Genomic DNA, 21,578 nt, shown 5'->3' on the forward strand with positions numbered 1-21,578 from the left:
CGCCTACCTCAAATACCCCACCACCATCCGCGTCGTCTCGTCCACCAGCGTCCGCACCATCTTCTCCGACAGCATCTCGGCGCCGTGCAGCACCGTGTTGTGCGCGATCGCTTCGATCGCGCTGACGCAGATGAAGGTTGCGACATCGAGATCGACCTTGCGCATCTCCTTGCGGCGGCTTTCGAGATAGGCGCGCACTAACGTTTGGATCTCTCGGTTGTAAGCTTCGACGTCTTTGAGCTGGCCGGTGCGTGGGATCTGCTCGGCGAGGACGCGGTGTAGCTTCGGATTGATGCGGTGGGCGTCGATCGCGACGGTGACGAGTTTTCGCACCGCCTTGTCGATCGGCAGATCGGCGACTTCAACGAGCGCGGCGCGGACGATGCCCATGATCTCGTCGTTGTGACGGTCGATCACGGCGGCGACGAGCGCTTCCTTGCTTGGAAAATACTGGTAGAGCGAACCGACGCTGACGCCGGCGATTTCGGCGATGCGGTTGGTGCTGGCCTTCTCAAAACCTTCGCGGACCAGAATGCGAGCGGTCGCCTCGACCAGAGCGTGGATGGTGGCGCGTGATCGCGCCTGCGAGGCATTTTTCCGGGGTTTTGTCGGCGGTTGGCGAGCCACGATCTTGTGATCCGAATGCGAGTAGGAAAAGCGAGCGAATACTCGCATTATATCGGCAGGTGGCGGTGGGTCGGCAAGCCCCTTGTCGCCGTTTCGAAAGTGCCAGATGGGGATGTGGCCATGAGCGTTGCCAGACTAGTGTCGGCCTTGCAGTTCTGCCCGGGCGGTTGCGTGTTCGGTCCACCGGCCCGGCGCGATCCCGCCCCAAGCCTGCAAAGTCGCGTCTTCAACATGCTGCTCGCCTTGCTGCCCTACAAGCAGCAGCTGGCATCAATCGAAGCCGTGCAGGCGCATGTGCAGAAGCTCGCCTTGCAGCCGGCCTCTTACGAGCCGCCGGGCCTGGGGCGCGGCGTCGAGGCGACGCTGACCAAGATGGGCGGCTGGCCGGTCTATTACACCGCGCCGTCGTCGGGCTTCGAGGACTGCAACTACGTCATGTTCCTGCACGGCGGCGGCTTCATCAACGAGATCGCGCCGGCGCACTGGCGCTTCGTTGGCGAGATGACGCGCAAGGCGCGCGTGTCGTGCGTCGTGCCGATCTATCCGTTGGCGCCGCGCGCGACTGCCAAGGACGTCGTGCCGGCAACGGGTGAGCTGCTGCGCATGCTGCTGGAAGACGCCGGATCCGCAAAGGTCACGGTGGTCGGCAACTCGGCCGGCGCTGGCCTCGCGCTCGCTGCCTGCCAATGGCTACGCGATCGCGGTCATCGGCAGCCTAACCAGATGGTGCTGATCTCGCCGGCGGGCGATGCGTCGGTCAGCCGTCCGGAGCAGATTGAGATCGCAAAGCGCGATCCGATCCAGGACATTCCGGGGATCGTCGAGGCCGGGCGGCTCTATGCCGGCGCGCTCGATATCGGCCATCCCTTCGTCAGCCCGCTCAACGGCGCTTTCCGCTGTCTCGCGCCGATGACGATCTTCGCTGGGACTCGCGATCTGCTCTATCCCGACAGCGTCGATCTCGCCGAGCGGGCGAGGGCGGTGGGCGTGCCGGTCGAGCTGCATCTGCTGCGTGACCAGCCACACAACTACGCGCTGATGCCGACGCCGGAAGGGCGCAGGGCGCGTGCGCTCATCATGCGCATGGTGGCTTAGGGGGACGGTGTGACCGTGGTCACAGGGCGCGCCGCCTCGATGGGGCTGGCGCTGACGGTGCTCGCGCGGAGGGCACGGCGGCCCCCGGGCGTTTCCTCGGATCAGTAGTTTTGCGGGGCCTTAGGCGTGGCCCTTGATCTCGTAATGGCCGGGCACGCATTTGTACCGATCCAGGCGCCAATTGGCGTGATAGATCGGATGCTCACCCATCCATTTCGCGAGCGGCGCCTGTGCGCCGATCGCACATTGCATCATCGACATCTCGGGCGTCATGTTGCTGTCGGTCACGATTTCCTCGATGCAACTGCCTGAGCTGGCTGCACTCAGCCGGCAGAGCACGGCAACGACGGTCACGAACATTCCTGTCACCTCATCGGTAGTTTCAGACCACGAAGAGGATGCAAGCGGAGTGCCAGAGCCTGTGACACGCAAACAACACGCTGGCCTGGCCGACTCGACCCAGCGTCCGGAGTCCATTTGATGATTCGGATTGTAAAAAAAATGCCCATAAACCGAAGCCGGACAAATACGGGAACCGGGCATTTTTGCCCGACTGTGGCGGCAGCGACGCGGGCGCTCTCTCGCAACGGCCGGGCTATCGCGTGTGCTTCCTGGCGATGGCCGAGCAAGCGCCTCGTCCTTCGAGACGACCGCTGCGCGGTCTCCTCCGGATGAGGCTGATGAACATCGGTGCTCGTTGAAGGTGCTGCCACGCACCGAGTCCTCATCCTGAGGGCCCGCCAACGGCGGGCGTCTCGAAGGATGTGCCGCGGGCGAGGCTGCCTCACATGCACGGACCGCGTGGCAACAGCATCGGAACGGCCAATAGTCCGCGCGCCGAAATAACTGATGCTGAAGATTGCCTCGCCGATCCGCTTTCATTTGCGGATGCGGCGCTGCTACATTTCGTGCGCGCTCCAGTGAGTGCGCGATGACGAAGAAACATACCGACAAGGGAGGGGCCGAAAGTCCCATGAAGGATTTCGCAGGAAAGATCGCAGTCATCACCGGCGGCGGCACGGGAATGGGGCGCGAGCTCGCGCGGCAACTCGTCGCCGAAGGCTGCAATGTCGCGATGTGCGACGTCTCGGAGGCCGCGATGGCGGAGACCAAGCGACTCTGCGAGATCGAGAAGCTGCCGCAGGGCCTGCGCGTCACGACGCATGTCGCGGACGTCTCGATCGAGGATCATCTGAAGCGCTTTCGCGACGAGCTCGCCGAGCAGCAGAAGACCGACAGGATCCACCTGCTGTTCAACAATGCCGGCATCGGCGGCGGCGGCAGCCTGTTCACCAACACGCGCGAGCAGTGGGAGCGCACTTTCAACATCTGCTGGGGCGGCGTCTATCTCGGCGTGCGCACTTTCCTGCCGATGCTGGTCGCGGCGGACGAGGCCCACATCGTCAACACCGCGAGCGTCAACGGCTTCTGGGCCTCGATCGGCATGGGCCAGGCGCACACCGCCTACAGCTCGGCCAAGTTCGCGGTGAAGGGATTTACCGAAGCGTTGATCAACGACCTCCGCCTGCATGCGCCGCACGTCAAATGCTCGGTGGTGATGCCCGGTCACATCGGCACCTCGATCGTCTCCAACTCGCGCAAGGTGCAGAGCGCCGACGGATCGGAGCGACTCAATGCCGACGAGGTCGCGCTGACCCGCAAGCGGATGGTCACGGCCGGCGTGCCGGATGCCGACAAGATGTCGGACGAGGACATCCAGGCGGCGTTCGCCGAACGCGCCCGCAGCTTCCTGGAGGATGCGCCGACCACGGCTGCGCAAGCCGCGAAGATCATTCTCGACGGGGTCAAGGCGGAGCGCTGGCGCATCCTCGTCGGCGAGGACGCTGAGCGACTCGACGAACGCGTGCGCGCCACGCCGGAGCAGGCCTATGACCGCGCCTTCTACGAAAGCTTTACGCAGGAGGTCGGCTGGCGGCTCGGTTGAGACCGCCTCGAAAGGCGCGCCGATATAGGTATGATAATCATCATGGCAAGAGGCGCGCAGGTAATTGTACGTGCCACCTCCTGCCAATGTTCGTCGCCTCATGACGAATTGGAATGTCACGCATGCGAGGGGGCCGTTTCGTTCAAGCGATGGTGATCTCGAACGGCTCTCATTCGGTGCACGGCTGCTTGGTCGGTAAACTGAAATAGTTTACTCAATCGGGGATAACGCGATGATAGAGCGTAGCTCCGATGATTCCCGCATGCCTCTCCGACGACTGGATCCTTTGCCCGGAGCGGGAGGACATCTCCGCTGAATTTACGCGGCTCTTGACCGCGGCCCAGGAGGGCGGCGCCACGATCGCCGAATGCCTGATGATCGCGCGGCAGCTGAAGCGCGGTGACGACCGGTCCTGGCATCGCGAGTGGAAGAAGCTGGCGCAGGCCAATCGGCAGCGCGCCGAGGCCGCGTTCGCGGAAGGCCACATGGCGAGCGCGCAGCGCAACTGGCTGCGCGCCATGAACTACTACGGTGCGGCGGCGATGCCGCTCGACCCGGCCGACGAGCGCCGCTGGGTTGCGGTGCTCGCGATGCAGGAATGCGCACGCCGCTATCTCGCGGCGCGCGGGCCCGCCGGCGAAGTCGTGACCATCCCCTGGCTCGACGGACATGCGTTGCAGGGCTACTTCGTTCCCGCGCCGACGGGAAGCGGACGGGCTCCGACCGTGATCTGCATCGGCGAGCCCGGCCATCGCAAGGAGGAATTCCTGTTCAAGCTCGTGCCGCATGCGCGCGAGCGTGGATTCTCGATGCTGGCGCTCGATTTGCTCGGCGACCAGCGCGACGACTATCTCGACGCGCTGTTGCGGCGCCGGGATCTCGAGAGCGCAATTCCCGGCGTCATGGACTATCTGGAGACGCGCGGCGACATCGATTTCGCCCGGGTCGGGATCATCGCTGACGGCTGGGGCTCGTCCTTCGTGGCGCGCGCGGTGTTGCAAGAGCCGCGGCTCGCCGCCGCCGTCTGCGACGGCGGCCTGTGGGACCTGCACGAGCGGGCCTTCTTTGCCAGCCGATTCGCGATGAGCGATGTCAGCATCGTGCCGGTGCCGCATGCGCCGCTGATGGCCTCCAGCGCCGACTGCCCGGTGCTGATCACGCTCGGCGAGGACGGCTGGCTCAAGGCCGACCGGGCGCGTCAGATCGTCGAGAACTCCCGGCTCGCCAGTTCGGATGTCATGCTGAAGGTGTTCAGCGCGGCCGAGACCGGCGCGGCGCAGGCCCATGCGGACAATCCGAGCCTTGCCAACGAATACATCTTCGACTGGCTCGAATCGCGGCTCGGCACCGCCGCGCGGCGGATCTGAGCGCGGGGCCCTAAAGCATGATCCGGAAAAGTGCGCAGCGGTTTTCCGAAAAGATCATGCTTAAACAACAACCTGAAGCGCGATGACGATTCATCCTGATCGCATCGCGCTTTAGAAGTCGAGTGAGATCCGGACGCAGGCTTTCTGGAGGCGGTTCTTCAGCGTCGCGAGCTTGCCGGTGAATTCCGTCAATTCGTTCTCGTCGAACTCCTGGAAGACGAATTCGCGGATCGTCTTGTACTGCTCGTTGAGGCTTGCGATGTGCTTCTGGGTCTTGTCGGTCAGGGACAGCCGGACCACCCTGGCGTCGGTCGGCGAGGGGCGACGGCGGAGCAGGCCCTTCTTTTCGAGCAGCTTGGACTGGGTGGTGACGAAGGACGGATCCACGTGGAGGAGCTTGGAGACCACGTTGACCGGAATGCCGTCGTCCTTGTCGAGGTCGGAGATGGCCATCAGGATCAGCCATTGCGGGCCGCTGATGCCGAGCGTCTTCGCCCAGAACTGACGCAGTTCCTCCAGATACATGTTGATCGACGATATCTCCCAGGTGAAGCGCCTGATGATATCCAGGTTGCCGATCGAGCGCAGGCGCGCTCCTTCTTTCCTCGTCGCGGACACAGCGTCACTCCCGTGAACCGATTGTTCAGGCCGGTGTTCGTGGAGGGCCATAGTCCACGCAAGCCTGCTCTGACGCAAGTGCAGGGCAGGGTAATTTCGTCACTAAAACTACAAAGATGATCAGCTCAGCGATCGGCTTGGTCCCGGTGTTGCGCGCGGGGCACAGGCTTAGCGAAAACCGGAAAGCTGACTTAATAAAGTATTTTGATTAGCGAACGACGCAGGCATATTGGTGCGCGACGGTGGGGGGTACTCGATCGTCCCGTTGCAGGTGGTTCGCTGACGTTGCTCGCGTCGAAAGCGGGTGTGTCCGAAAGCGGCCGAGCGGATTGATAGAGACGGGGATCTTGGGGGGCCTCACGGTCCGGTCTCCGTAAAATGAGCAACTTGGAGGTTTTTAAGATGAAAGTGGTGAAGAGCCTTTTGCTCGGCACTGCGGCGGGTCTGATCGCCGTCGGTGGAGCCCAGGCGGCCGATCTTCCGGTCAAGGCCAAGGCAGTCGAGTACGTCAAGATCTGCACGCTGTACGGCGCGGGCTTCTACTACATCCCGGGCAGCGACACCTGCATCAAGCTCGGCGGCTATGTGCGTGCCGAAGTGGCGCTCAACGCCGGCGGCAATTACAGCGCCCAGTACAACGGCGTGTTCGCGGCCAACAACCGCCTCACCAACTACTACTCGATGCGCGCTCGTGAAGATCTCAACATCGACACGCGCACCGCGACCGAGTACGGCGTGGTCCGCACCTATTTCGACGCGGTCTTCACCTGGACGACCGGCAGCTATGGCGGGACCGGTTCGGGCACGGGTGCGACCCAGTACAGCGGCACGATCGGCCTCAACGCGGCCGGCACCGGCCTCACCGGCTCGAGCGGCGGCAACATCAACGGCACCGACGGCAATCTCTCCGGCGGCGCGCTCGGCGTCTACTACGCCTTCGTCCAGTTCGCCGGCTTCACCATGGGTAAGGCCGTGTCGCAGTTCGACGCGCCATGGATCAACTATCCCGGCAACAATTTCGACCAGCTCGTCGGCGGCAGCGGCACCACCAACGGCGTGACCCAGTTCACCTACACCGCCGACTTCGGCCAGGGTGTGACGGCCGCGTTCTCGGCGCAGGACCAGACGCAGGTCTTCCAGACCAACATCTGGAACACGGCGGGCATGTCGACCACCGGCGTTCTCGGCGGTGCCTACGGCTCGAACGACATCGGCGGCACCCGCTCGCCCGACCTCGTCGCCATGGTTCGCGTCGACCAGGCCTGGGGCCTGTTCCAGGCGTCGGTCGCCGCGCATGACAACCATGTCGGCTATTACGGTGCGACCGAAGCCACCGGTCATCCCGAAGACAAATGGGGCTGGGCCGTTCAGCTCGCGTTGGGCATCAAGAACATCCCGACCGGTGCCGGCGACGTGATCAACATCTCGGGCGTCTACACCGAAGGCGCGAGCCGCTACAACTTCCAGGAGCTGGCCGCGACCAGCTACTCGATGTTCGGCAGCTCGAACGCTGCCTATCAGAGCATCGGCTTCGCCGGCGTGTCCGATGCAGTGTTCGGACCGGGCGGCCAGCTCGAGCTGACCAAGACCTACGGCTTCCGGGGTGCCTTCACCCACAACTGGAGCCCGTACTGGAACACGGCGCTGTACGGCGCGTGGGCTGCGGTCAATTACAGCGGCACGGCGAAGAGCATGATCTGCGGCAGCGCGGCGTTCGCCACCCTGACCGGCTCCTGCAACCCGGACTTCAACATCGGCCAGGTCGGTGTCATCACCCGCTGGACGCCGGTGAAGAACCTGACCTTCTCGGCTGACTTCACCTACAGCCATCTCGACCAGAAGTATTCGGGCGTGATCACGACCGGAGCACTGACGGGCGTCGCCAAGCCGGCGGCGACCTACGAGCTCAAGGACCAGGACACCTACAGCATGCTGCTGCGCGCCCAGCGCAACTGGTAAGCTCGAGGTCTTTTGCGATCCGACACGGCCCCGGCGGGACACCGCCGGGGCTTTTTTGCAGGGCCTTCAGAAATCCGAATGGCCCGTGCGGAAGGCGAAGACGAGCTATGCGATTCCGTCGGCCCCGATTTATTTACTTACATGAGTTACTAAGCTATATATCTCTCAGCCAAATACGAAAGTTGCGGCTCTTAGCTTCATGCTAAGCCTCCAGAAACCTCCGGCGATGCCCCGCCGGAGGTTTTTCGTTTTTGGGAGGCACAGCGTTTTCGAGCGAAGTGGATACCGGTTCGCGTCAAGAGAACGCGTCAAACAGATGCTAGCCACGCACCACGCGGGCGCGTGAGTTCGGCCGGTAGGCGAGGCGGCTATGGCCGGCGCAATAGGGCTGAGCGTCGGACGCGGCGTTGCCGCAGAAGCAGAAATCCTCGGCGCCCGGCGTCGAGATCGGCCAGCGGCAGCGGTTCTCGGCCAACTCCATCAGCGAGCAGCGATTGGCGTCGTCGATCGGACCTGTGGCCACGGGTGCGTCGGCTTCGCCATAGATCGTGGCGAGCATCTCGTATTGCAGCCGCGGCACGGCTCTCGGTGCCCGCGCCGGCCTGTCCTGAACCTTGCGCTCGTCGATGGTGCGGCCGCGCGTGAGATTGAGGCGGGACAGCTTGCCGATCACCGCGTTGCGGCTGACGCCGATGTCGGCGGCGATCTCGCGGCAGGAGAGGCCGGCCTCGAAATGCCGCTTCAGAAGTTCGATGCGCTCGTCGGTCCAGGTTTTCGAGGAATAAGTCCTCGCGGAATAAGTGCTTGAGGAAGACGTCGGCGCAGGACAGGTCGATGAAGACGTTGGTGAGAGAACAGGCATGTGTCACGGTCCCAGGTTGCAGATGTGGCCATCCGCCTTGCCGAGATCCGTCCGCCTCGCATTCGGCGCGCGCTCACGTCCTGCCATTGTCGCGAATCGACAAAAGCCCGTCCTTGATGGCGAGACGGATGCCTTCCTCGATCAGGGTACGTGCGACGCCGGGAACGCTGGTGCCGTGGGTGCCCTGTCTCACCAGCTTCTCCAAATAGGTGATGGTCGAGAGCGCCAAGGTTACGGGAATACGGTCAGTCTCGGCTTTTTCGGTGGCCATGGCGCGAACGCTAGCCTCTTACTCGGGTACATAAAAGTAACGATTAAGACTCTATTTAGGTTCGGGGGTGGAAGTCAAATGCAGGCTGAGCTTGACGCTCAGCACGTTGGAATCGCACGGGAAATTAGACGCGACGAGGCGCGCCGCGCGGGAGTCCCGGCGGCGGCGTGGCGTCGACAGGTCACGAGGTGCGGGCCGGCTCAGCCGTCCACGATCGCCTTTTCGATCATGCAATGGATGCCCTTGGCGCCGTTGACGGTCTGGGTCACCCTGAGATCTGCGGCCAGGCTGCACAACGTGTAGGCATCCTCGCGCGACAGGTTTCGCCGCTCGCCGAGCAGCGCGATCATGCCCCGCAGCGCGCGTACGACGCACTGGTCGAGGTCGGGATCCATCGCCATGGTCATGTAGTGGGTCGCCGTCTCGGCGCGGGGATAGTCGAACTTCAGGTCCTTGCGCAGCGTCAGGCGGAAGCGGCCCTGCAGCGCGGTCTCGATCGCGGTGACGCACACCTCGCCGTCGCCCTGCACGCCGTGGCCGTCGCCACAGGAGAACATCGCGCCCGGCACGAACACCGGCAAATAGAGCGTCGCGCCGGCGCCGAGCTCCTTGTTGTCGAGATTGCCGCCCATGGCGCGCGGGATCAGCGAGGAGATGCGGCCCCAGCCAGGGGGCGGCGACACGCCCATCACGCCGAAAAACGGCTTGAGCGGCAGGTCGAGGCCCCACGGCATGCGGCCGGTCATCCGCGTCCGGTCGAGCGGGATGTTCAGGATGCGGGTCTCGTGGAAATCGTCGGGCAGGGTGCCGGACAGTGGCTTGATCATGTTCCAGCCCCAGTCCTGCCGGAGCTGGACGTCGAGGATCTCGACCGCGAGCACGTCGCCGGGCTCGGCGCCTTCGACCGCGATCGGGCCGGTGAGAATGTGGCCGGGCAGCATGCGCTCGTTGTTGGCGTGAACCTCGAACATCTCGGGGGGAATGTGAAACTTGTCGCGGTCGGGCAGCATGTCGGGGCCGCCGCTGATGGTGTCGACCGTCACCTCGTCGCCGCTTTTGATCGTCAGCACGGGCTTGAGCGCGGCTTCGAAGAAGCCCCAATGGCAGGTTTTGGGGCTGGAATGCAGGTGGTGATGGGTCATGTGCCGCGTCCGGTCGCTTTCATCAGGCCGGGCTTGACCCGGCGATCGATCCTCTTTCAAGAAGATTTCTGAAGATCGCCGGGCAGGTCAAGCCCCGCGCGGACCGGCCAGTTCATGCCAGCGAGGCTCCCCTGTTTTTCGTCCTGTCCAAGACGCTTGGCACCGCGTTGCTGCCGATCAACTTCATGGTCGAGCTCGGCATCCTGTCGCTGGTGCTGATGGCGACGCGCTTTGTCGCGCTCGGCCGCAAGCTTGCCGTGACCACGCTGGTGCTGCTGGCGCTGGCGGCGTTCTCGCCGCTCGGCAATCTCCTGATCTATCCGCTGGAGTCGCGCTTTCCGGCGTGGGACCCTGCGCGCGGCGCGCCCGACGGCATCATCGTGCTCGGCGGCTCCGTCGACGCCGATCTGTCGGCGGCGCATCGCACGCCGGTGGTCGCGCACGCCGCCGATCGTCTGTTTGCGCCGGCCGAGCTCGCGCGCCGCTATCCGAATGCGCGCATCGTGTTTACTGGGGGGACCGCGAACCTGGTCGCGACAGACGCGAAGGAGGCCGACTACTCCGCGCCGATCCTGGAAAATCTCGGCATACCGAAGCAGCGCCTGATCCTCGAGCGCAATTCCCGCAATACCTGGGAGAATGCGATCTTCACAAAGGAGCTGGTGGCGCCGAAGCCGGGCGAGCGCTGGCTTCTGGTGACATCGGCCTTCCACATGCCGCGCTCGATGGGGATCTTCCGCAAGGCCGGATTCGACGTCGAGGCCTATCCCGTGGACTGGCGGATGGGCGGACGTGACGATCTCTTCGCCTTCACCAATATGGGCGCGGACGGGCTGGGCCGAACCGAAGTCGCGGTGCGCGAGTGGATTGGCCTCGTGGCCTACCGTCTGATGGGCAGGACCGGCGAGTTGCTTCCGGGACCGGGCAAGGACTAGAACGAGAGCTGTAAAACAAGAACACACGGCGCACGATCGCCGGGCCGGAGGAAGCCATGCAACAGCAGAGTGCAGACAGCATCGATCTTGGCGGCCTCGTCGCCGATCTCAACAGCCTGCTGCGGCTGAAGACGACAGTGATCGGCATGAAGCTGTTCGCGCAAGCGGCAGAGATGGAGGCGATCCCGAAAATCCGGCGGCCGAATGCGATCCACACCACCGACCAGATCGTCAGCATGGCCGCACGGCTGGGCTGGACCGTCGGCATCACGGCCGATGACCTTGTCGGCGCGCAATGCCGCGCGGTGATCGGGCTTGCGCCGCAGGACGAGAAATGGCTCGCCGGTGAAAATTATGTCGGGGTCTGGCACGGCACCGCGGACGACGCGCGCAAGCGCCAGGAGGCGCTGGACGTGGTTCCATTCGGACACTATCAGGCGCTCGCCGTCAGTCCGCTCGCCAGCGGCCGGCTCGATCCGCCCGACATCTGCCTGGTCTATGCGACGCCGGGACAGATGATCATCCTGATCAACGGGCTGCAATATACCGGCTACAAGAAGTTCGAATGGGGCGTGGTCGGAGAGACGGCTTGCGCGGATTCCTGGGGGCGGGCGCTCAAGACCGGGGAGCCCAGCCTGTCCTTGCCATGCTATGCCGAACGGCGCTATGGCGGCGTGCCGGACGAGGAGATGCTGATGGCCTTGAAGCCGTCGCATCTCGCCAAGGCAATTGAAGGCATGAAGGCGCTGGCCAGGAACGGCCTGCGCTATCCGATCCCGCCCTATGGCATTCAAAGCGACGTCCGTGCCGGCATGGGCGTGAGCTACGCGAAGAAGTAAAGGCCAGTCATGAGCTCTGCGAAATTCGACATCGTCGTCTACGGCGCGACCGGTTTCACCGGCCAGCTCGTCGCCGAGTATCTGGCGGCACATTACAAGGACGACAAGGCGCTGACATGGGCGATGGCGGGCCGCAGCCTCGACAAGCTCAAATCGGTGCGCGACGCCATCGGCGCGCCCGCGGATACGCCGCTGATCGTGGCGGATGCGTCGGACGCTGCCTCGCTGAAGGCGATGGTGGCGCAGACCAGATCGGTGATCACGACGGTCGGACCGTACCAATTCTACGGTGAAGAGCTGCTCGCAGCCTGCGTTGCACAGGGCACAGACTATTTCGATCTCTGCGGCGAGCCGGTCTGGATGCGCCAGATGATCGACAAGTACGATGCGGCGGCCAAGGCGAGCGGCGCGCGCATCGTGTTTTCCTGCGGCTATGATTCCGTGCCGTTCGAGCTCGGCACATTCTTCGTGCAGGAAGAGGCCAGGCGCGTGTTCGGCGCGCCTGCTGCGCGCGTCAAGGGCCGCGTGCGCGACATGCGCGGCACGCTGTCAGGCGGGACAGCGGCGAGCGCGAAGGCGACCTTCGATGCCGTCGCCAAGGATCTCAGCCTCGTCGCCATCCTCAACGACCATTTTGCGCTGACGCCCGGATTTACCGGTCCGAAGCAGCCGAAAGGCAACAGAGCGGCTTACGAGGAGGATCTGCAATCCTGGGCCGCGCCGTTCATGATGGCGCTGATCAACACCCGCAACGTCCATCGCTCCAACATGCTGATGGGCTTTCCCTACGGCCGCGAGTTTGTCTACGACGAGATGGTCCTGACCGGTCCCGGCGAGAAGGGCGAGGCCAACGCGAAGCGAGTGATGGCGGTCAATGCCGAGAAGACCGGGCCGAATGCGCCGAAGCCAGGCGAGGGGCCGTCGAAGGAAGAGCGCGAGAACGGTCTATTCAACCTGCTCTATGTCGCGATCGCGCCCGACGGCCGCATGGTCCGCGCCGGCGTCACCGGCGACCGCGATCCCGGCTACGGCTCGACCTCGAAGATGATCTCCGAATGCGCGATCTGCCTGCTGCGCGACGCCGCGGACGTTCCGGCCGGCTTCTGGACCCCGGGCGCAGCGATGCAGCACAAGCTGATCAAGCGGCTGCAGGATCATGCCGGGCTGACGTTCGGGGTGGAGGGCTAGCTCGGTGCCGTAGGGTGGGCAAAGGCGCAACGCGCCGTGCCCACCATTGTCCCGATTGGATAGAAATGGTGGGCACGCTGCGCTTTGCCCACCCTACGGCACCGTCTCTGTTACATCGCCCGCGCATCATACGCGTACATGAACTCCATGCTTTTCGATCCCAGCGGCAGCAGCCATTTCAGCATCTGATTGCGCACCCACGCGCCGGTGGCGCTGAATTCGCGCTTGCTGTTGCCGTTGCGGCGGGCCATGGCGACGATCTTCTCGGTGCGCGGGCGACGCTCGGCCTCGAAGGCCTGGAAGGTGGCGCCGAGCTCCTGGCCCTCCTGCATCAGGCGGGCAAGGCGCATCGCATCCTCGAGCGCGAGCGAAGCACCCTGGCCGGCATGGGGGCTGGTCGCATGCGCGGCGTCCCCAATCAGCAGCGAGCGCTTGCGCGACCAGGTCGGCAGGCTCGCGACGTCGAGCGTGTCGGTGACCACGATGTTCTCGGCGGCCTCGATGATATCGGGGATCGGGTCGTGCCAGCCGCGGTGGAAGCCGCGCAGATGCTGCTTCAGCGTCGACGAGTCGAGCGCGCGAAACATCGCGGCGTCCATGCCGTGCGCGGGCTGCGTGCTCCACCACATCACGCCGTCCGTGGGATCGGGGCTGCAATAGCCGTAGCCGAAGAAGCCGCTCTGGCCGAACGTGGTCTCGACGTGCCGGCCGATCGATCTGCCGTCGAGGACGGCGTGCGGCACGAAGCCGCCGAAGCCGATCAGTCCGGTGTTGAACGGCTGGGGTCCGTCCGGCACCACCTGCCGACGTGTGATCGAGTGCACGCCGTCGGCACCGATCAGGAAGTCCCCCTCGGCTGTGGTGCCGTCGGCGAAATAGGCAATGATCGGCTGGTCGCCGCGATCCTCGACCTTGATCAGGCGCTTCTCGAAATAGAGCGAAACGCAGGCGCACCAGGCCTTGTCGATCAGGATTTCGTTCAGCGTGGCGCGGCAGACGTTCACCGCAGGCTGGCCGAAGCGCCGTTCCATGTCGCGGTTGATCGAACCGAGCCTCACGCCGCCTTGAGAATAGAAGTCGAAGGATTCTGCGACCGAGCCGCGGCCGATCAACTCATTCGCCAGCCCGATCTCGTCCATCACATGCATGCCGTTCGGCGCGATCTGAAGGCCGCCGCCGATGCCCTTCGAATAGGGCCAGGCCTCGAAGATCGCGGACTCGATGCCGGCGCGGCGCAGCAGGATCGCGGCCACGGGGCCGGCAATGCCGGCGCCGATGATCAGGGCCTTGCGGGGTCGATAGGACATGGCTTGCTCCCGACGTTTCCGTGGTGCTAGGAGGAATTACGGTCGCTAAATATCTTAGTTACTAAGATATATATCGCCTAAGATATGAGGTCCGCCTTGTCAAGGACGAAGGCGCGCAACGCGCTGCTGCAGGAGCTCGAGGACGCCATGCGCCGGTCGTCCGCGCAGGGCGTGCTCTATGGGCAAACCGTTGCCAATGTTGCCGGAATTGCCAATTCCGATCTCGAATGCATGGACATCCTGTATCTCGAAGGACGCGTCACTGCCGGGAGGCTCGCCGAGGTCACGGGGCTCACGACCGGTGCCATCACCGGCGTGGTCGATCGGCTCGAAAAGGCGGGGCTGGTGCGCCGTGAACGCGATGAGAAAGACCGCCGCAAGGTCTTCATCGCCGTCGTGCCGGACGCGGCGATGAAGATCGGCCAGTTCTACGTGCCGATGCAGCAGGCGATGGAAAAGGTATTCGGCGGCTATTCCGACGAGGAATTGAGGCTGCTGCTGCGTTTCGCCAACGAAGGCTACAAGGGCGTGCTCGCGGCAACCGAGGCGCTGAAGAGCCTGCTCGACACGCCGCCGGAAAAACGTCCGGCTCTCAAGCTGAAGACGCGTCCTCGCCAGCCCTGATCTTGTAGATCTGCGCGGCCGCGATCATGCCCCACATCGCGCCCAGCATCATCCAGAAGTGCCGCCAGTGGTCGGTGTCGATCACGAAGCTTTCGCCGACGGTGCCGACGAAGGCGGAGAACACGGCGAGATAAGCGCGTTGCCAGGGCACCGGCACGAAGATGTGCCGGAAGCCCATGATGACGGTGGTGAAGACCAGCGCGGGATAACACACGCCGGACAGCCAGCCGCCGGACATGAAGGCGTTGAGATAGGAGTTGTGGGTGTCCTCGGGGAAGAAGCGGTGGAATTGCAGGGGGCCGATGCCGAACGGCAGGTCGAGCGCCATCTCCGCGCCCAGGATGTGGCGGCCGAACCGGCCGAAGCGGCCCTCGTCGTAGCTCTGGTCGAAGCTCGCGCGCTGCTTGAACATCTCGGCGGTGGAATCGAACGACAGCAGCACCGCGATCAGCGCGAGCCCCAGCACCGCGGCCACGATCGCCATGATGATGATGCGCGAGCGCTGCGCGTTGGTGCGGCTGGTCAGCACCATCAGCGCCAGCATGAAGGCGGAGGTCAGCACGAGGCCGCCCCAGGCGGCGCGCGAGAAGGCGAGCAGGATCGCGAGCGACATGATGCCGAAGGCGATGACGTTGCGGAACGCCTTCGCCAGCTTGTCCGAAACCACGCTCTGCAGCGCAAACAGCGCGGGCAGGATCAGGAAGGCGCCGAGCACGTTCGGGTCCTTGAACGTGCCGCGCGCGCGGCCGTAGAGCGTGAGGAGGTCGTTGCCGCCGGGCACCAGGTGGAAATAGCCGGCGACCGCCAGGAGTGAGGCGATCATCGCGCCGACCACGAGGCCGCGGCGGAGCATGTCGAGCCGGGCCGCGGTGTCCTCGGACGTGACCATGGCGAAGAAGACCACCGTCACCGCCATGTACCAGGAGGTTGCGATCCAGCTCACCACCTCGGGCTGCTCGAACAGCGGGATCGCGCTGATGGTGTAGCCGACATTGAGCAGGACCAGCATCAGCACCAGCGGCATCAGCGCGAGCCGCAGCCGCAGGCCGGTGGCGAAGAACGTGACGGCTGCGAGCAGCGTCATGATCTCGTAGGGGCTCGGCTCGATGAAGACGACCGCGCCGGAGGCGCCGACCAGCCACACCAGCGCGCGCTGCAGCGCCAGCACGCCGGGCGCAGCCGGTACGACTACGTTCACTCCACCGGCTGTCGCCACATACGCCATCACATGCTCACGCTATTCGGACGCCAAACACCGCTGTCATCGCCCGGTCAAGCCGGGGCATGACGGAAAACTCAATACGCGTTCTCGTTCTTGGTCAGCAGCGAGATCGGCGTCTTCAGGAGAATGTAGAGGTCGAACAGCACCGACCAGTTCTCGATGTAATAGAGGTCGAACTCGACGCGCTTCTGGATCTTCTCTTCGTTGTCGATCTCGCCGCGCCAGCCGTTGATCTGGGCCCAGCCCGTGATGCCGGGCTTGACGCGATGGCGGGCGAAATAGCCGTCGACGGCTTCGTCGAACAGCCGACTCTGCAGCTTGCCCTGCACCGCATGCGGGCGCGGGCCGACCAAAGAGAGATTGCCGGAGAAGACCACGTTGAAGAGCTGCGGCAGCTCGTCGAGGCTGGTCTTGCGGATGAAGCGTCCGACGCGGGTGACGCGCGGATCGTTCTTGGTCACGACCTTGGACGCCGTGGGATCGGCCTGATGGTGGTACATCGAGCGGAACTTGTAGACGTCGATGCGCTCGTTGTTGAAGCCGAAGCGCTTCTGGCGGAACAGCGCCGGGCCGGGGCTGTCGAGCTTCACCGCCAGCGCCACCAGCCCCATCACCGGCAGCGCCACGAGCAGCGCGAGGCTGCCGACGACGCGGTCGAACAGCCATTTCATCACCAGATCCCAGTCGGTGATCGGCGCCTCGAACACGTCGAGCGTCGGCACTTCGCCGAGATAGGAATAGGAGCGGGGCCGGAAGCGCAGCTTGTTGGTGTGCGCGGAGAGGCGGATGTCGACCGGCAGCACCCAGAGCTTCTTCAGCATTTCCAAGATGCGCGTTTCCGCCGAGATCGGCAGCGCGAACAGCACGAGATCGACGCGGGTGCGGCGGGCGAATTCGACGATGTCGTCGACCTTGCCGAGCTTGCGCGCGCCGGCGCAGGTATCGAGCGCGCGGCTGTCGTTGCGGTCGTCGAACACGCCCAGCACGTGGATGTCGGAATCCTCCTGCGCTTTGAGCGCTTCGACCAGCTGCTCGCCGTTGCTGTCGGCGCCGACGATGATGGTGCGGCGGTCGAGCCGGCCCTGGCGCGCCCAGCCGCGCACCAGCGATCGCAGCACCAGACGCTCGGCAAGCAGCGCGGCGAGCCCGAGGAAATAGAAGGCGGCAAGCCACAGCCGCGAGATTTCGCTGCCGTATTTGGCGAAGAAGGAGATGCCGATGAACAGCAGGAAGACGAACGACCAGGACGAGATCATCCGTGTCATCTGCCGGAGCTGACCGCGGAACAGCTGCACCTGATAGATGTCGGCGGCCTGGAAGCAGATCACGGCTGCGATCGATACGGCGATGACCTCGGCGGGATAGACCCAGCTGAAGCCGGAGAGCGGCATGACGTAGCCGACATAGAGCGCGATACCGACGAGGCTGAGCAGCGCGAAGTCGGCCACGCGCACGAAGCCGGCGATCACGATCGGCGAATAGGCGCGGGCGACCTTCTGGTTGACGACGTCGAGGGCTGCGGGCGAGAGCCGGCGGCGGCGCTCCACGAAGGGTTGGTCAGCGGGTTTCGCCGCGGCACTGGTCGCGGCATCGAGCATCGAGCGTGCGTTGAGCGGTTCCACGGGCGTCCACGTCCATTTCAAGCACCCGCGGGCCAATGGCGTTGGCGCCCCGGGCGGCATCCCCCGGTCCTTCGATTATCGAACAAATCGGAAGATTTTCTAAAGCGGGCTTAAGGATGGTTAATGATTGGCAAATGCATCGCGATAGCCGGCGATCACGCCGTCGACCATGGCGGCTTGCGAGAAATGCGCCGAGATGCGTTCGCGCAAGGACACGGCGCGCTGCGCCGTTGCGGTGGGATCGTCGAGTGCGGCCGCGATCGCCTCGGCCATGGCCTCGGAATTGCTCGGCGCGAACAGGGCCGGACTGTCGGAGCCGAAGATCTCGGGAATGCCGCCGATGCGCGATGCGATCATGGGAATGCCGGCCGCGCCGGCCTCGATCACGACATAGGGCATGGAATCGCCGCGCGAGGGGACGACCAGCAGCCGCCCCTTGGAGAAGCCGTAGCGCGCCTTGACGTGACCGATGAAGCGGATGGCGCCGGACAAACCGAGCTTCTCGACCTGCGCCTTCAGCGCCGCCGTCTCCTCGCCGTCGCCCCCGAGCGTCAGCGTGACCTTCTTGCCGCCCTCGTGCAGGCGCGCCACGGCATCGACCAGGAGATCGGCGCCCTTGATGTGCCTGAACTCGCCGACATAGGCGAGGTCGGTCGCATCGTCGGTGGTCACGACCGGCTCGAACTCCTCGGGCGTGACGCCGTTGAAGACGCAATGCACCACGCCCTTGGGCGTGCCGACGATGCGTTGATAGGTGTCGCGGGCAAACGCGCTTTCGAACAGGAACAGGTCGGTCGAATCCATCAGCGAGCGCTCGAGTCGCGCGTAAAACTCGCCCTTCAAGGTGTTGAGGGGATAATGCAGCGAGCCGCCGTGCGGCGTGTAGATGCGGATGGTGTCGTCGGAGCGTCGCCGCATGCGGATGAAGGCGCCGGCCTTGGCGCCGTGGCCGTGCATGACGTCGGGCTTCAGGGTGGCAATCAGGCGCCGCATGCGAAGCCACACCAAAACGTCGTCCGGAGAGGGCTCGCGGCGGATCGCCATCCGGTGCACGCCGAGCTTCAGCCGCGGCGCGAGCTCGGCGAGGGCCTTGTCGGCGCGCTCGCCGCCGGTGAGGCTATCGGCGAGGATGCCGACATGGTGGCCGCGGTCGACCTGGCCGTTGGCGACGTCGAGGATGTGGCGGAAGATGCCGCCGACCGGAGCACGCACGGCGTGCAGGATACGAAGCGGCCGGTCAGGAGAGGGGGGCATGAATCAAAACCAGCGCTCGACGGCGAATGCCGAACAATTCCTAGGAAAATATCGAGACGGATTAAGGGGCCTCGTGGTTAACAAACGGTGACGCGTGCGCCTGCGCAAGTCGCCGCATGCCGCGATTAACCCAGCGGCAACCTTAATGGAGTGTAATCGCCGGGGTTGAGGTAGCTTAGTGGCGTTGCCCCTGCGGGAGTGTTCGATGCGTTTAGCGTTCTGGCGTGCCGGCAAGGACAAGGCGGTGGTTGCGCGGGCTGTTGGAAAGTCCAAGGCCGAAGTCGCGCCCAAAGCTGACGTCAAGGCTGAAGTCCAAGTCGAGCCCAAGATCGAGCAGAAGATCGAGCAGACGATCGAAGTCAGGCCTGCGCCGATCGTCACGAAGCAGGCCCAAGTCGAGTCCGGCGATATCGACCTGCACGCGCTCGGCGCGGCATTGGCGCGCAAGCGCGGCTGGATCATCGTGCCGACGGTGCTGGCGCTGGTCGCATCCTTTGCGGTCGTCAATCTCGTCACGCCGCGCTACAAGTCCGAATCGCGCATTCTCATCGACGGCCGGGAGAACGTGTTCCTGCGTCCGAGCAGCGACCGCGCCGAGGAGCGGCAGGCGCTCGACGCCGAGGCCGTCACCAGCCAGGTGCAGCTGGTGCTGTCGCGCGATCTCGCGCGGGAGATCATCAAGAAGAACAAGCTCGCCGAACGCCCCGAGTTCGATCCGGTGCTGCAGGGCATCTCGCCACTGAAGTCGCTGGCCGCGATGATCGGTATCGGCCGTGATCCGTTCTCGATGACGCCGGAAGAGCGCGTGCTCGATGCCTATTACGAGCGCCTGCAAGCCTATGCCGTCGACAAATCGCGCGTCATCGTGGTCGAATTCCAGTCCGCCGATCCGGATCTTGCCGCCCGCGTCGCCAATTCGATCGCCGACGGCTATCTGGTGCTCCAGCAGAATGCGCGCCAGGACCAGGCCAAGAATGCCAGCCAGTGGCTCGCCGGCGAGATCGAGAGCTTGCGCAAGAAGGTCTCCGACGCCGAGGCCAGGGTGGAGGACTTCCGCTCCAAGTCGAGCCTGTTCATCGGCACCAACAACACCACGCTGTCGAACCAGCAGATGGGCGAGGTGAACACCCAGCTCAACAATGCGCGCTCGCTGAAGGCGGATGCGGAATCCAAGGCTAGGCTGATCAAGGAGATGCTCCAGAGCGGCAAGCCGATCGAGGCATCCGAAGTCGTGAACTCCGAATTGATGCGGCGGCTGTCGGAGCAAAGGGTGACGTTGCGTGCGCAGCTCGCCGAGCAGTCGTCCACGCTGCTCGGCAATCACCCGCGCATCAAGGAGCTGAAGGCGCAGCTTGGCGACCTCGACAATCAGATCCGCGACGAAGCGGCCAAGATTTCCCGCTCGCTCGAAAGCGACGCGCGGATCGCCAGCGGCCGCGTCGATGGCCTGACCGTGAGCCTCGAGCAGCTCAAGAAGCAGGCGACCTCGACCAACGGCCAGGACGTCCAGCTCCGCGCACTCGATCGCGAGGCCAAAGCGCAGCGCGATCTGCTGGAAGGCTATCTCGCCAAGTACCGCGAGGCCAATACCCGCGAGACCATCGACACGGCGCCGACCGACGGCCGCGTCATCTCGCGCGCCATCGTTTCGAACACGCCGGCCTACCCGAAGAAGCTGCCGATCGTGCTGATCGCGACGATCGCGACGCTGCTGCTTTCGTCCGGCGTCGTCGTCACCGGCGAGCTATTGCGCCAGACCGCACCGCGCGCTGTGGCCGCGGTCGGCCCGGCGCAAACGCAGGCACCGGTGCGCCGGGAACCGGTTGTCCAACCGGTCGTCCAGCCGGTTGTGCGGCCCGAGGTCGAGCCGATCGCCGATCCGGTCATGGCAGAGGCCGCGCCGCTTCAGCCGGAGATGACTGATCATGCCGACGTCACCGAATTCACCGAGATCGAAAATCTGGCCGGCAGCCTGCGCGCCGCGGGCGCTGCGGCGAAGAAGGTCACGGTGCTCGGCACCGCCTCCGGCGAAGCCATTACGCTGTCGACGCTGACGCTCGCCCGGCATCTGGCGCGCGAGGCGCGCGTCGTCGTGGTCGATCTCGCTGCGTCCTCGCCGACGATTGCCGCGGTGTCCGTCGATGCTTCGGCGCCCGGCCTTGCCGAGCTGATGCAGGGTGAGGCGTCGTTCGCGCAAATCATCACCCGGGACAAGCTGTCACGGCTCCACCTCGTCATGGCCGGCCGTCCCGGCTTCGACCGCAGCGTGCTGCAATCGCCGCGGGTGACGCTCGCGATCGACGCGCTGCTGCGCGCCTATGATCACGTCCTGGTCGACGCCGGCAGCGCCTCCGACCTTCCGGCCGAGCTGCTGACGGCGCATGCCCGCGCCGTCGTGGTGCCCGATGCCTCGATGGCAAGCGATGCGCGCACGCTGATGTGCGAGCAGCTCCGGGCGGTCGGCTTCAGCGAGGTGACGATGCTGAGCAAGCCCGTGCAGGCTTCGGATGCGGTCGACGCGCCGCGCGTGGTGGCGGCGTAGGCGTTTCTTTCTCTCTCCGCGCACTCGGAATCGTAGGGTGGGCAAAGGCGCGTTCGCGCCGTGCCCACCACCTATTCGATACAGTAACAGAAGACGTGGGCACGCTTCCGCCTTCGCTCTGCGAGCTACGGCGGACAAGTCGCTTTGCCCACCCTACGA

At 64.7% G+C, this 21,578-nt stretch carries 19 protein-coding genes; 9 read left to right on the top strand and 10 right to left on the bottom strand.

What is annotated here, in order from left to right; translation table 11 throughout:
• Window positions 1–3: 3 nt before the first annotated feature.
• On the bottom strand, window positions 4–627 hold the full coding sequence (locus tag XH81_RS07365; protein ID WP_028141395.1) for a TetR/AcrR family transcriptional regulator: 624 nt from the start codon (window positions 625–627) through the stop codon (window positions 4–6).
• Between the two features lie 120 nt (window positions 628–747).
• Between XH81_RS07365 and XH81_RS07370 the strand changes: the two genes are divergently transcribed.
• Window positions 748–1,722 carry an alpha/beta hydrolase fold domain-containing protein gene (locus XH81_RS07370; protein WP_028141396.1) on the top strand — a complete coding sequence of 325 codons (975 nt, stop codon included), beginning with the start codon at window positions 748–750 and terminating at the stop codon, window positions 1,720–1,722.
• A gap of 120 nt (window positions 1,723–1,842) precedes the next feature.
• Here the strand turns inward: XH81_RS07370 and XH81_RS07375 are convergent, their stop codons facing one another.
• Window positions 1,843–2,082 (bottom strand): hypothetical protein, encoded by a 240-nt coding sequence (locus XH81_RS07375; RefSeq protein ID WP_007611067.1) that lies wholly within the window; start codon window positions 2,080–2,082, stop codon window positions 1,843–1,845.
• Window positions 2,083–2,695: 613 nt separating this feature from the next.
• On the opposite strand from XH81_RS07375, the gene XH81_RS07380 reads away from it, so the two are divergent.
• Window positions 2,696–3,667 (top strand): SDR family NAD(P)-dependent oxidoreductase, encoded by a 972-nt coding sequence (locus XH81_RS07380; protein WP_028141397.1) that lies wholly within the window; start codon window positions 2,696–2,698, stop codon window positions 3,665–3,667.
• Between the two features lie 251 nt (window positions 3,668–3,918).
• On the top strand, window positions 3,919–5,034 hold the full coding sequence (locus XH81_RS07385; RefSeq protein ID WP_028141398.1) for an alpha/beta hydrolase family protein: 1,116 nt from the start codon (window positions 3,919–3,921) through the stop codon (window positions 5,032–5,034).
• A 111-nt stretch (window positions 5,035–5,145) separates the two neighbouring features.
• Here the strand turns inward: XH81_RS07385 and XH81_RS07390 are convergent, their stop codons facing one another.
• Window positions 5,146–5,652, bottom strand: coding sequence for a MarR family winged helix-turn-helix transcriptional regulator (locus tag XH81_RS07390; protein ID WP_026202299.1), 507 nt, complete (start codon window positions 5,650–5,652; stop codon window positions 5,146–5,148).
• Window positions 5,653–6,054: 402 nt separating this feature from the next.
• Here XH81_RS07390 and XH81_RS07395 point away from each other — a divergent pair, with 402 nt between their 5' ends.
• The gene (locus tag XH81_RS07395; RefSeq protein WP_028141399.1) at window positions 6,055–7,611 is read left to right on the top strand and encodes a porin; all 1,557 of its coding nucleotides are present in this window, start codon (window positions 6,055–6,057) and stop codon (window positions 7,609–7,611) included.
• A 319-nt stretch (window positions 7,612–7,930) separates the two neighbouring features.
• Here the strand turns inward: XH81_RS07395 and XH81_RS07400 are convergent, their stop codons facing one another.
• From XH81_RS07400 to XH81_RS07410, 3 genes are all read right to left on the bottom strand, one after another.
• A complete protein-coding gene (locus XH81_RS07400) occupies window positions 7,931–8,473 on the bottom strand; it encodes a GcrA family cell cycle regulator (RefSeq protein WP_028141400.1) in 543 nt (180 codons plus the stop codon).
• A gap of 73 nt (window positions 8,474–8,546) precedes the next feature.
• The gene (locus tag XH81_RS07405; RefSeq protein WP_007603456.1) at window positions 8,547–8,744 is read right to left on the bottom strand and encodes a hypothetical protein; all 198 of its coding nucleotides are present in this window, start codon (window positions 8,742–8,744) and stop codon (window positions 8,547–8,549) included.
• Between the two features lie 200 nt (window positions 8,745–8,944).
• Entirely contained in the window at window positions 8,945–9,886 is a 942-nt protein-coding gene (locus tag XH81_RS07410) for an acetamidase/formamidase family protein (RefSeq protein WP_028141401.1), read from the bottom strand.
• 167 nt (window positions 9,887–10,053) lie between these two features.
• Between XH81_RS07410 and XH81_RS07415 the strand changes: the two genes are divergently transcribed.
• From XH81_RS07415 to XH81_RS07425, 3 genes are read left to right on the top strand one after another with little or no spacing between them, the layout of a single operon-like run.
• A complete protein-coding gene (locus XH81_RS07415; protein ID WP_049801984.1) occupies window positions 10,054–10,821 on the top strand; it encodes a YdcF family protein in 768 nt (255 codons plus the stop codon).
• A gap of 56 nt (window positions 10,822–10,877) precedes the next feature.
• Window positions 10,878–11,660: a DUF169 domain-containing protein gene (locus XH81_RS07420; protein WP_028141403.1), complete on the top strand. Its 783-nt coding sequence runs from the start codon at window positions 10,878–10,880 to the stop codon at window positions 11,658–11,660.
• 9 nt (window positions 11,661–11,669) lie between these two features.
• Window positions 11,670–12,848 carry a saccharopine dehydrogenase family protein gene (locus XH81_RS07425; RefSeq protein WP_028141404.1) on the top strand — a complete coding sequence of 393 codons (1,179 nt, stop codon included), beginning with the start codon at window positions 11,670–11,672 and terminating at the stop codon, window positions 12,846–12,848.
• Between the two features lie 110 nt (window positions 12,849–12,958).
• Here the strand turns inward: XH81_RS07425 and XH81_RS07430 are convergent, their stop codons facing one another.
• Window positions 12,959–14,155, bottom strand: coding sequence for an FAD-dependent monooxygenase (locus XH81_RS07430; protein ID WP_028141405.1), 1,197 nt, complete (start codon window positions 14,153–14,155; stop codon window positions 12,959–12,961).
• 147 nt (window positions 14,156–14,302) lie between these two features.
• On the opposite strand from XH81_RS07430, the gene XH81_RS07435 reads away from it, so the two are divergent.
• A complete protein-coding gene (locus XH81_RS07435) occupies window positions 14,303–14,779 on the top strand; it encodes a MarR family transcriptional regulator (protein ID WP_049801985.1) in 477 nt (158 codons plus the stop codon).
• Here the strand turns inward: XH81_RS07435 and XH81_RS07440 are convergent.
• From XH81_RS07440 to XH81_RS07450, 3 genes are all read right to left on the bottom strand, one after another.
• Window positions 14,748–16,004: an O-antigen ligase family protein gene (locus XH81_RS07440; RefSeq protein ID WP_028141407.1), complete on the bottom strand. Its 1,257-nt coding sequence runs from the start codon at window positions 16,002–16,004 to the stop codon at window positions 14,748–14,750. The genes XH81_RS07435 and XH81_RS07440 overlap by 32 nt on opposite strands.
• A 71-nt stretch (window positions 16,005–16,075) precedes the next feature.
• Window positions 16,076–17,623, bottom strand: a complete 1,548-nt coding sequence (locus XH81_RS07445) for an undecaprenyl-phosphate glucose phosphotransferase (protein WP_028141408.1) — start codon at window positions 17,621–17,623, stop codon at window positions 16,076–16,078.
• 120 nt (window positions 17,624–17,743) lie between these two features.
• Window positions 17,744–18,877: a glycosyltransferase family 4 protein gene (locus XH81_RS07450; RefSeq protein ID WP_028141409.1), complete on the bottom strand. Its 1,134-nt coding sequence runs from the start codon at window positions 18,875–18,877 to the stop codon at window positions 17,744–17,746.
• A 205-nt stretch (window positions 18,878–19,082) separates the two neighbouring features.
• Here XH81_RS07450 and XH81_RS07455 point away from each other — a divergent pair, with 205 nt between their 5' ends.
• Complete coding sequence (locus XH81_RS07455) at window positions 19,083–21,419, top strand: GumC family protein (RefSeq protein WP_028141410.1); 2,337 nt, start codon at window positions 19,083–19,085, stop codon at window positions 21,417–21,419.
• The last annotated feature ends 159 nt before the right edge of the window (window positions 21,420–21,578 follow it).

Origin of the sequence: Bradyrhizobium sp. CCBAU 25360 (genome assembly GCF_028128695.1) — a bacterium.
GTDB classification, from domain to species: Bacteria; Pseudomonadota; Alphaproteobacteria; order Rhizobiales; family Xanthobacteraceae; genus Bradyrhizobium; species Bradyrhizobium ottawaense.

What these genes read in the sequence shown, in the direction of transcription:
- XH81_RS07370 (WP_028141396.1), top strand. Translation starts at nt 748, where the DNA reads ATGAGCGTTGCCAGACTAGTGTCGGCCTTGCAGTTCTGCCCGGGCGGT.
- XH81_RS07375 (WP_007611067.1), bottom strand. Translation starts at nt 2,082, where the DNA reads ATGTTCGTGACCGTCGTTGCCGTGCTCTGCCGGCTGAGTGCAGCCAGC.
- XH81_RS07380 (WP_028141397.1), top strand. Translation starts at nt 2,696, where the DNA reads ATGAAGGATTTCGCAGGAAAGATCGCAGTCATCACCGGCGGCGGCACG.
- XH81_RS07385 (WP_028141398.1), top strand. Translation starts at nt 3,919, where the DNA reads ATGATTCCCGCATGCCTCTCCGACGACTGGATCCTTTGCCCGGAGCGG.
- XH81_RS07395 (WP_028141399.1), top strand. Translation starts at nt 6,055, where the DNA reads ATGAAAGTGGTGAAGAGCCTTTTGCTCGGCACTGCGGCGGGTCTGATC.
- XH81_RS07400 (WP_028141400.1), bottom strand. Translation starts at nt 8,473, where the DNA reads ATGCCTGTTCTCTCACCAACGTCTTCATCGACCTGTCCTGCGCCGACG.
- XH81_RS07405 (WP_007603456.1), bottom strand. Translation starts at nt 8,744, where the DNA reads ATGGCCACCGAAAAAGCCGAGACTGACCGTATTCCCGTAACCTTGGCG.
- XH81_RS07410 (WP_028141401.1), bottom strand. Translation starts at nt 9,886, where the DNA reads ATGACCCATCACCACCTGCATTCCAGCCCCAAAACCTGCCATTGGGGC.
- XH81_RS07420 (WP_028141403.1), top strand. Translation starts at nt 10,878, where the DNA reads ATGCAACAGCAGAGTGCAGACAGCATCGATCTTGGCGGCCTCGTCGCC.
- XH81_RS07425 (WP_028141404.1), top strand. Translation starts at nt 11,670, where the DNA reads ATGAGCTCTGCGAAATTCGACATCGTCGTCTACGGCGCGACCGGTTTC.
- XH81_RS07430 (WP_028141405.1), bottom strand. Translation starts at nt 14,155, where the DNA reads ATGTCCTATCGACCCCGCAAGGCCCTGATCATCGGCGCCGGCATTGCC.
- XH81_RS07435 (WP_049801985.1), top strand. Translation starts at nt 14,303, where the DNA reads ATGCGCCGGTCGTCCGCGCAGGGCGTGCTCTATGGGCAAACCGTTGCC.
- XH81_RS07440 (WP_028141407.1), bottom strand. Translation starts at nt 16,004, where the DNA reads ATGGCGTATGTGGCGACAGCCGGTGGAGTGAACGTAGTCGTACCGGCT.
- XH81_RS07450 (WP_028141409.1), bottom strand. Translation starts at nt 18,877, where the DNA reads ATGCCCCCCTCTCCTGACCGGCCGCTTCGTATCCTGCACGCCGTGCGT.
- XH81_RS07455 (WP_028141410.1), top strand. Translation starts at nt 19,083, where the DNA reads ATGCGTTTAGCGTTCTGGCGTGCCGGCAAGGACAAGGCGGTGGTTGCG.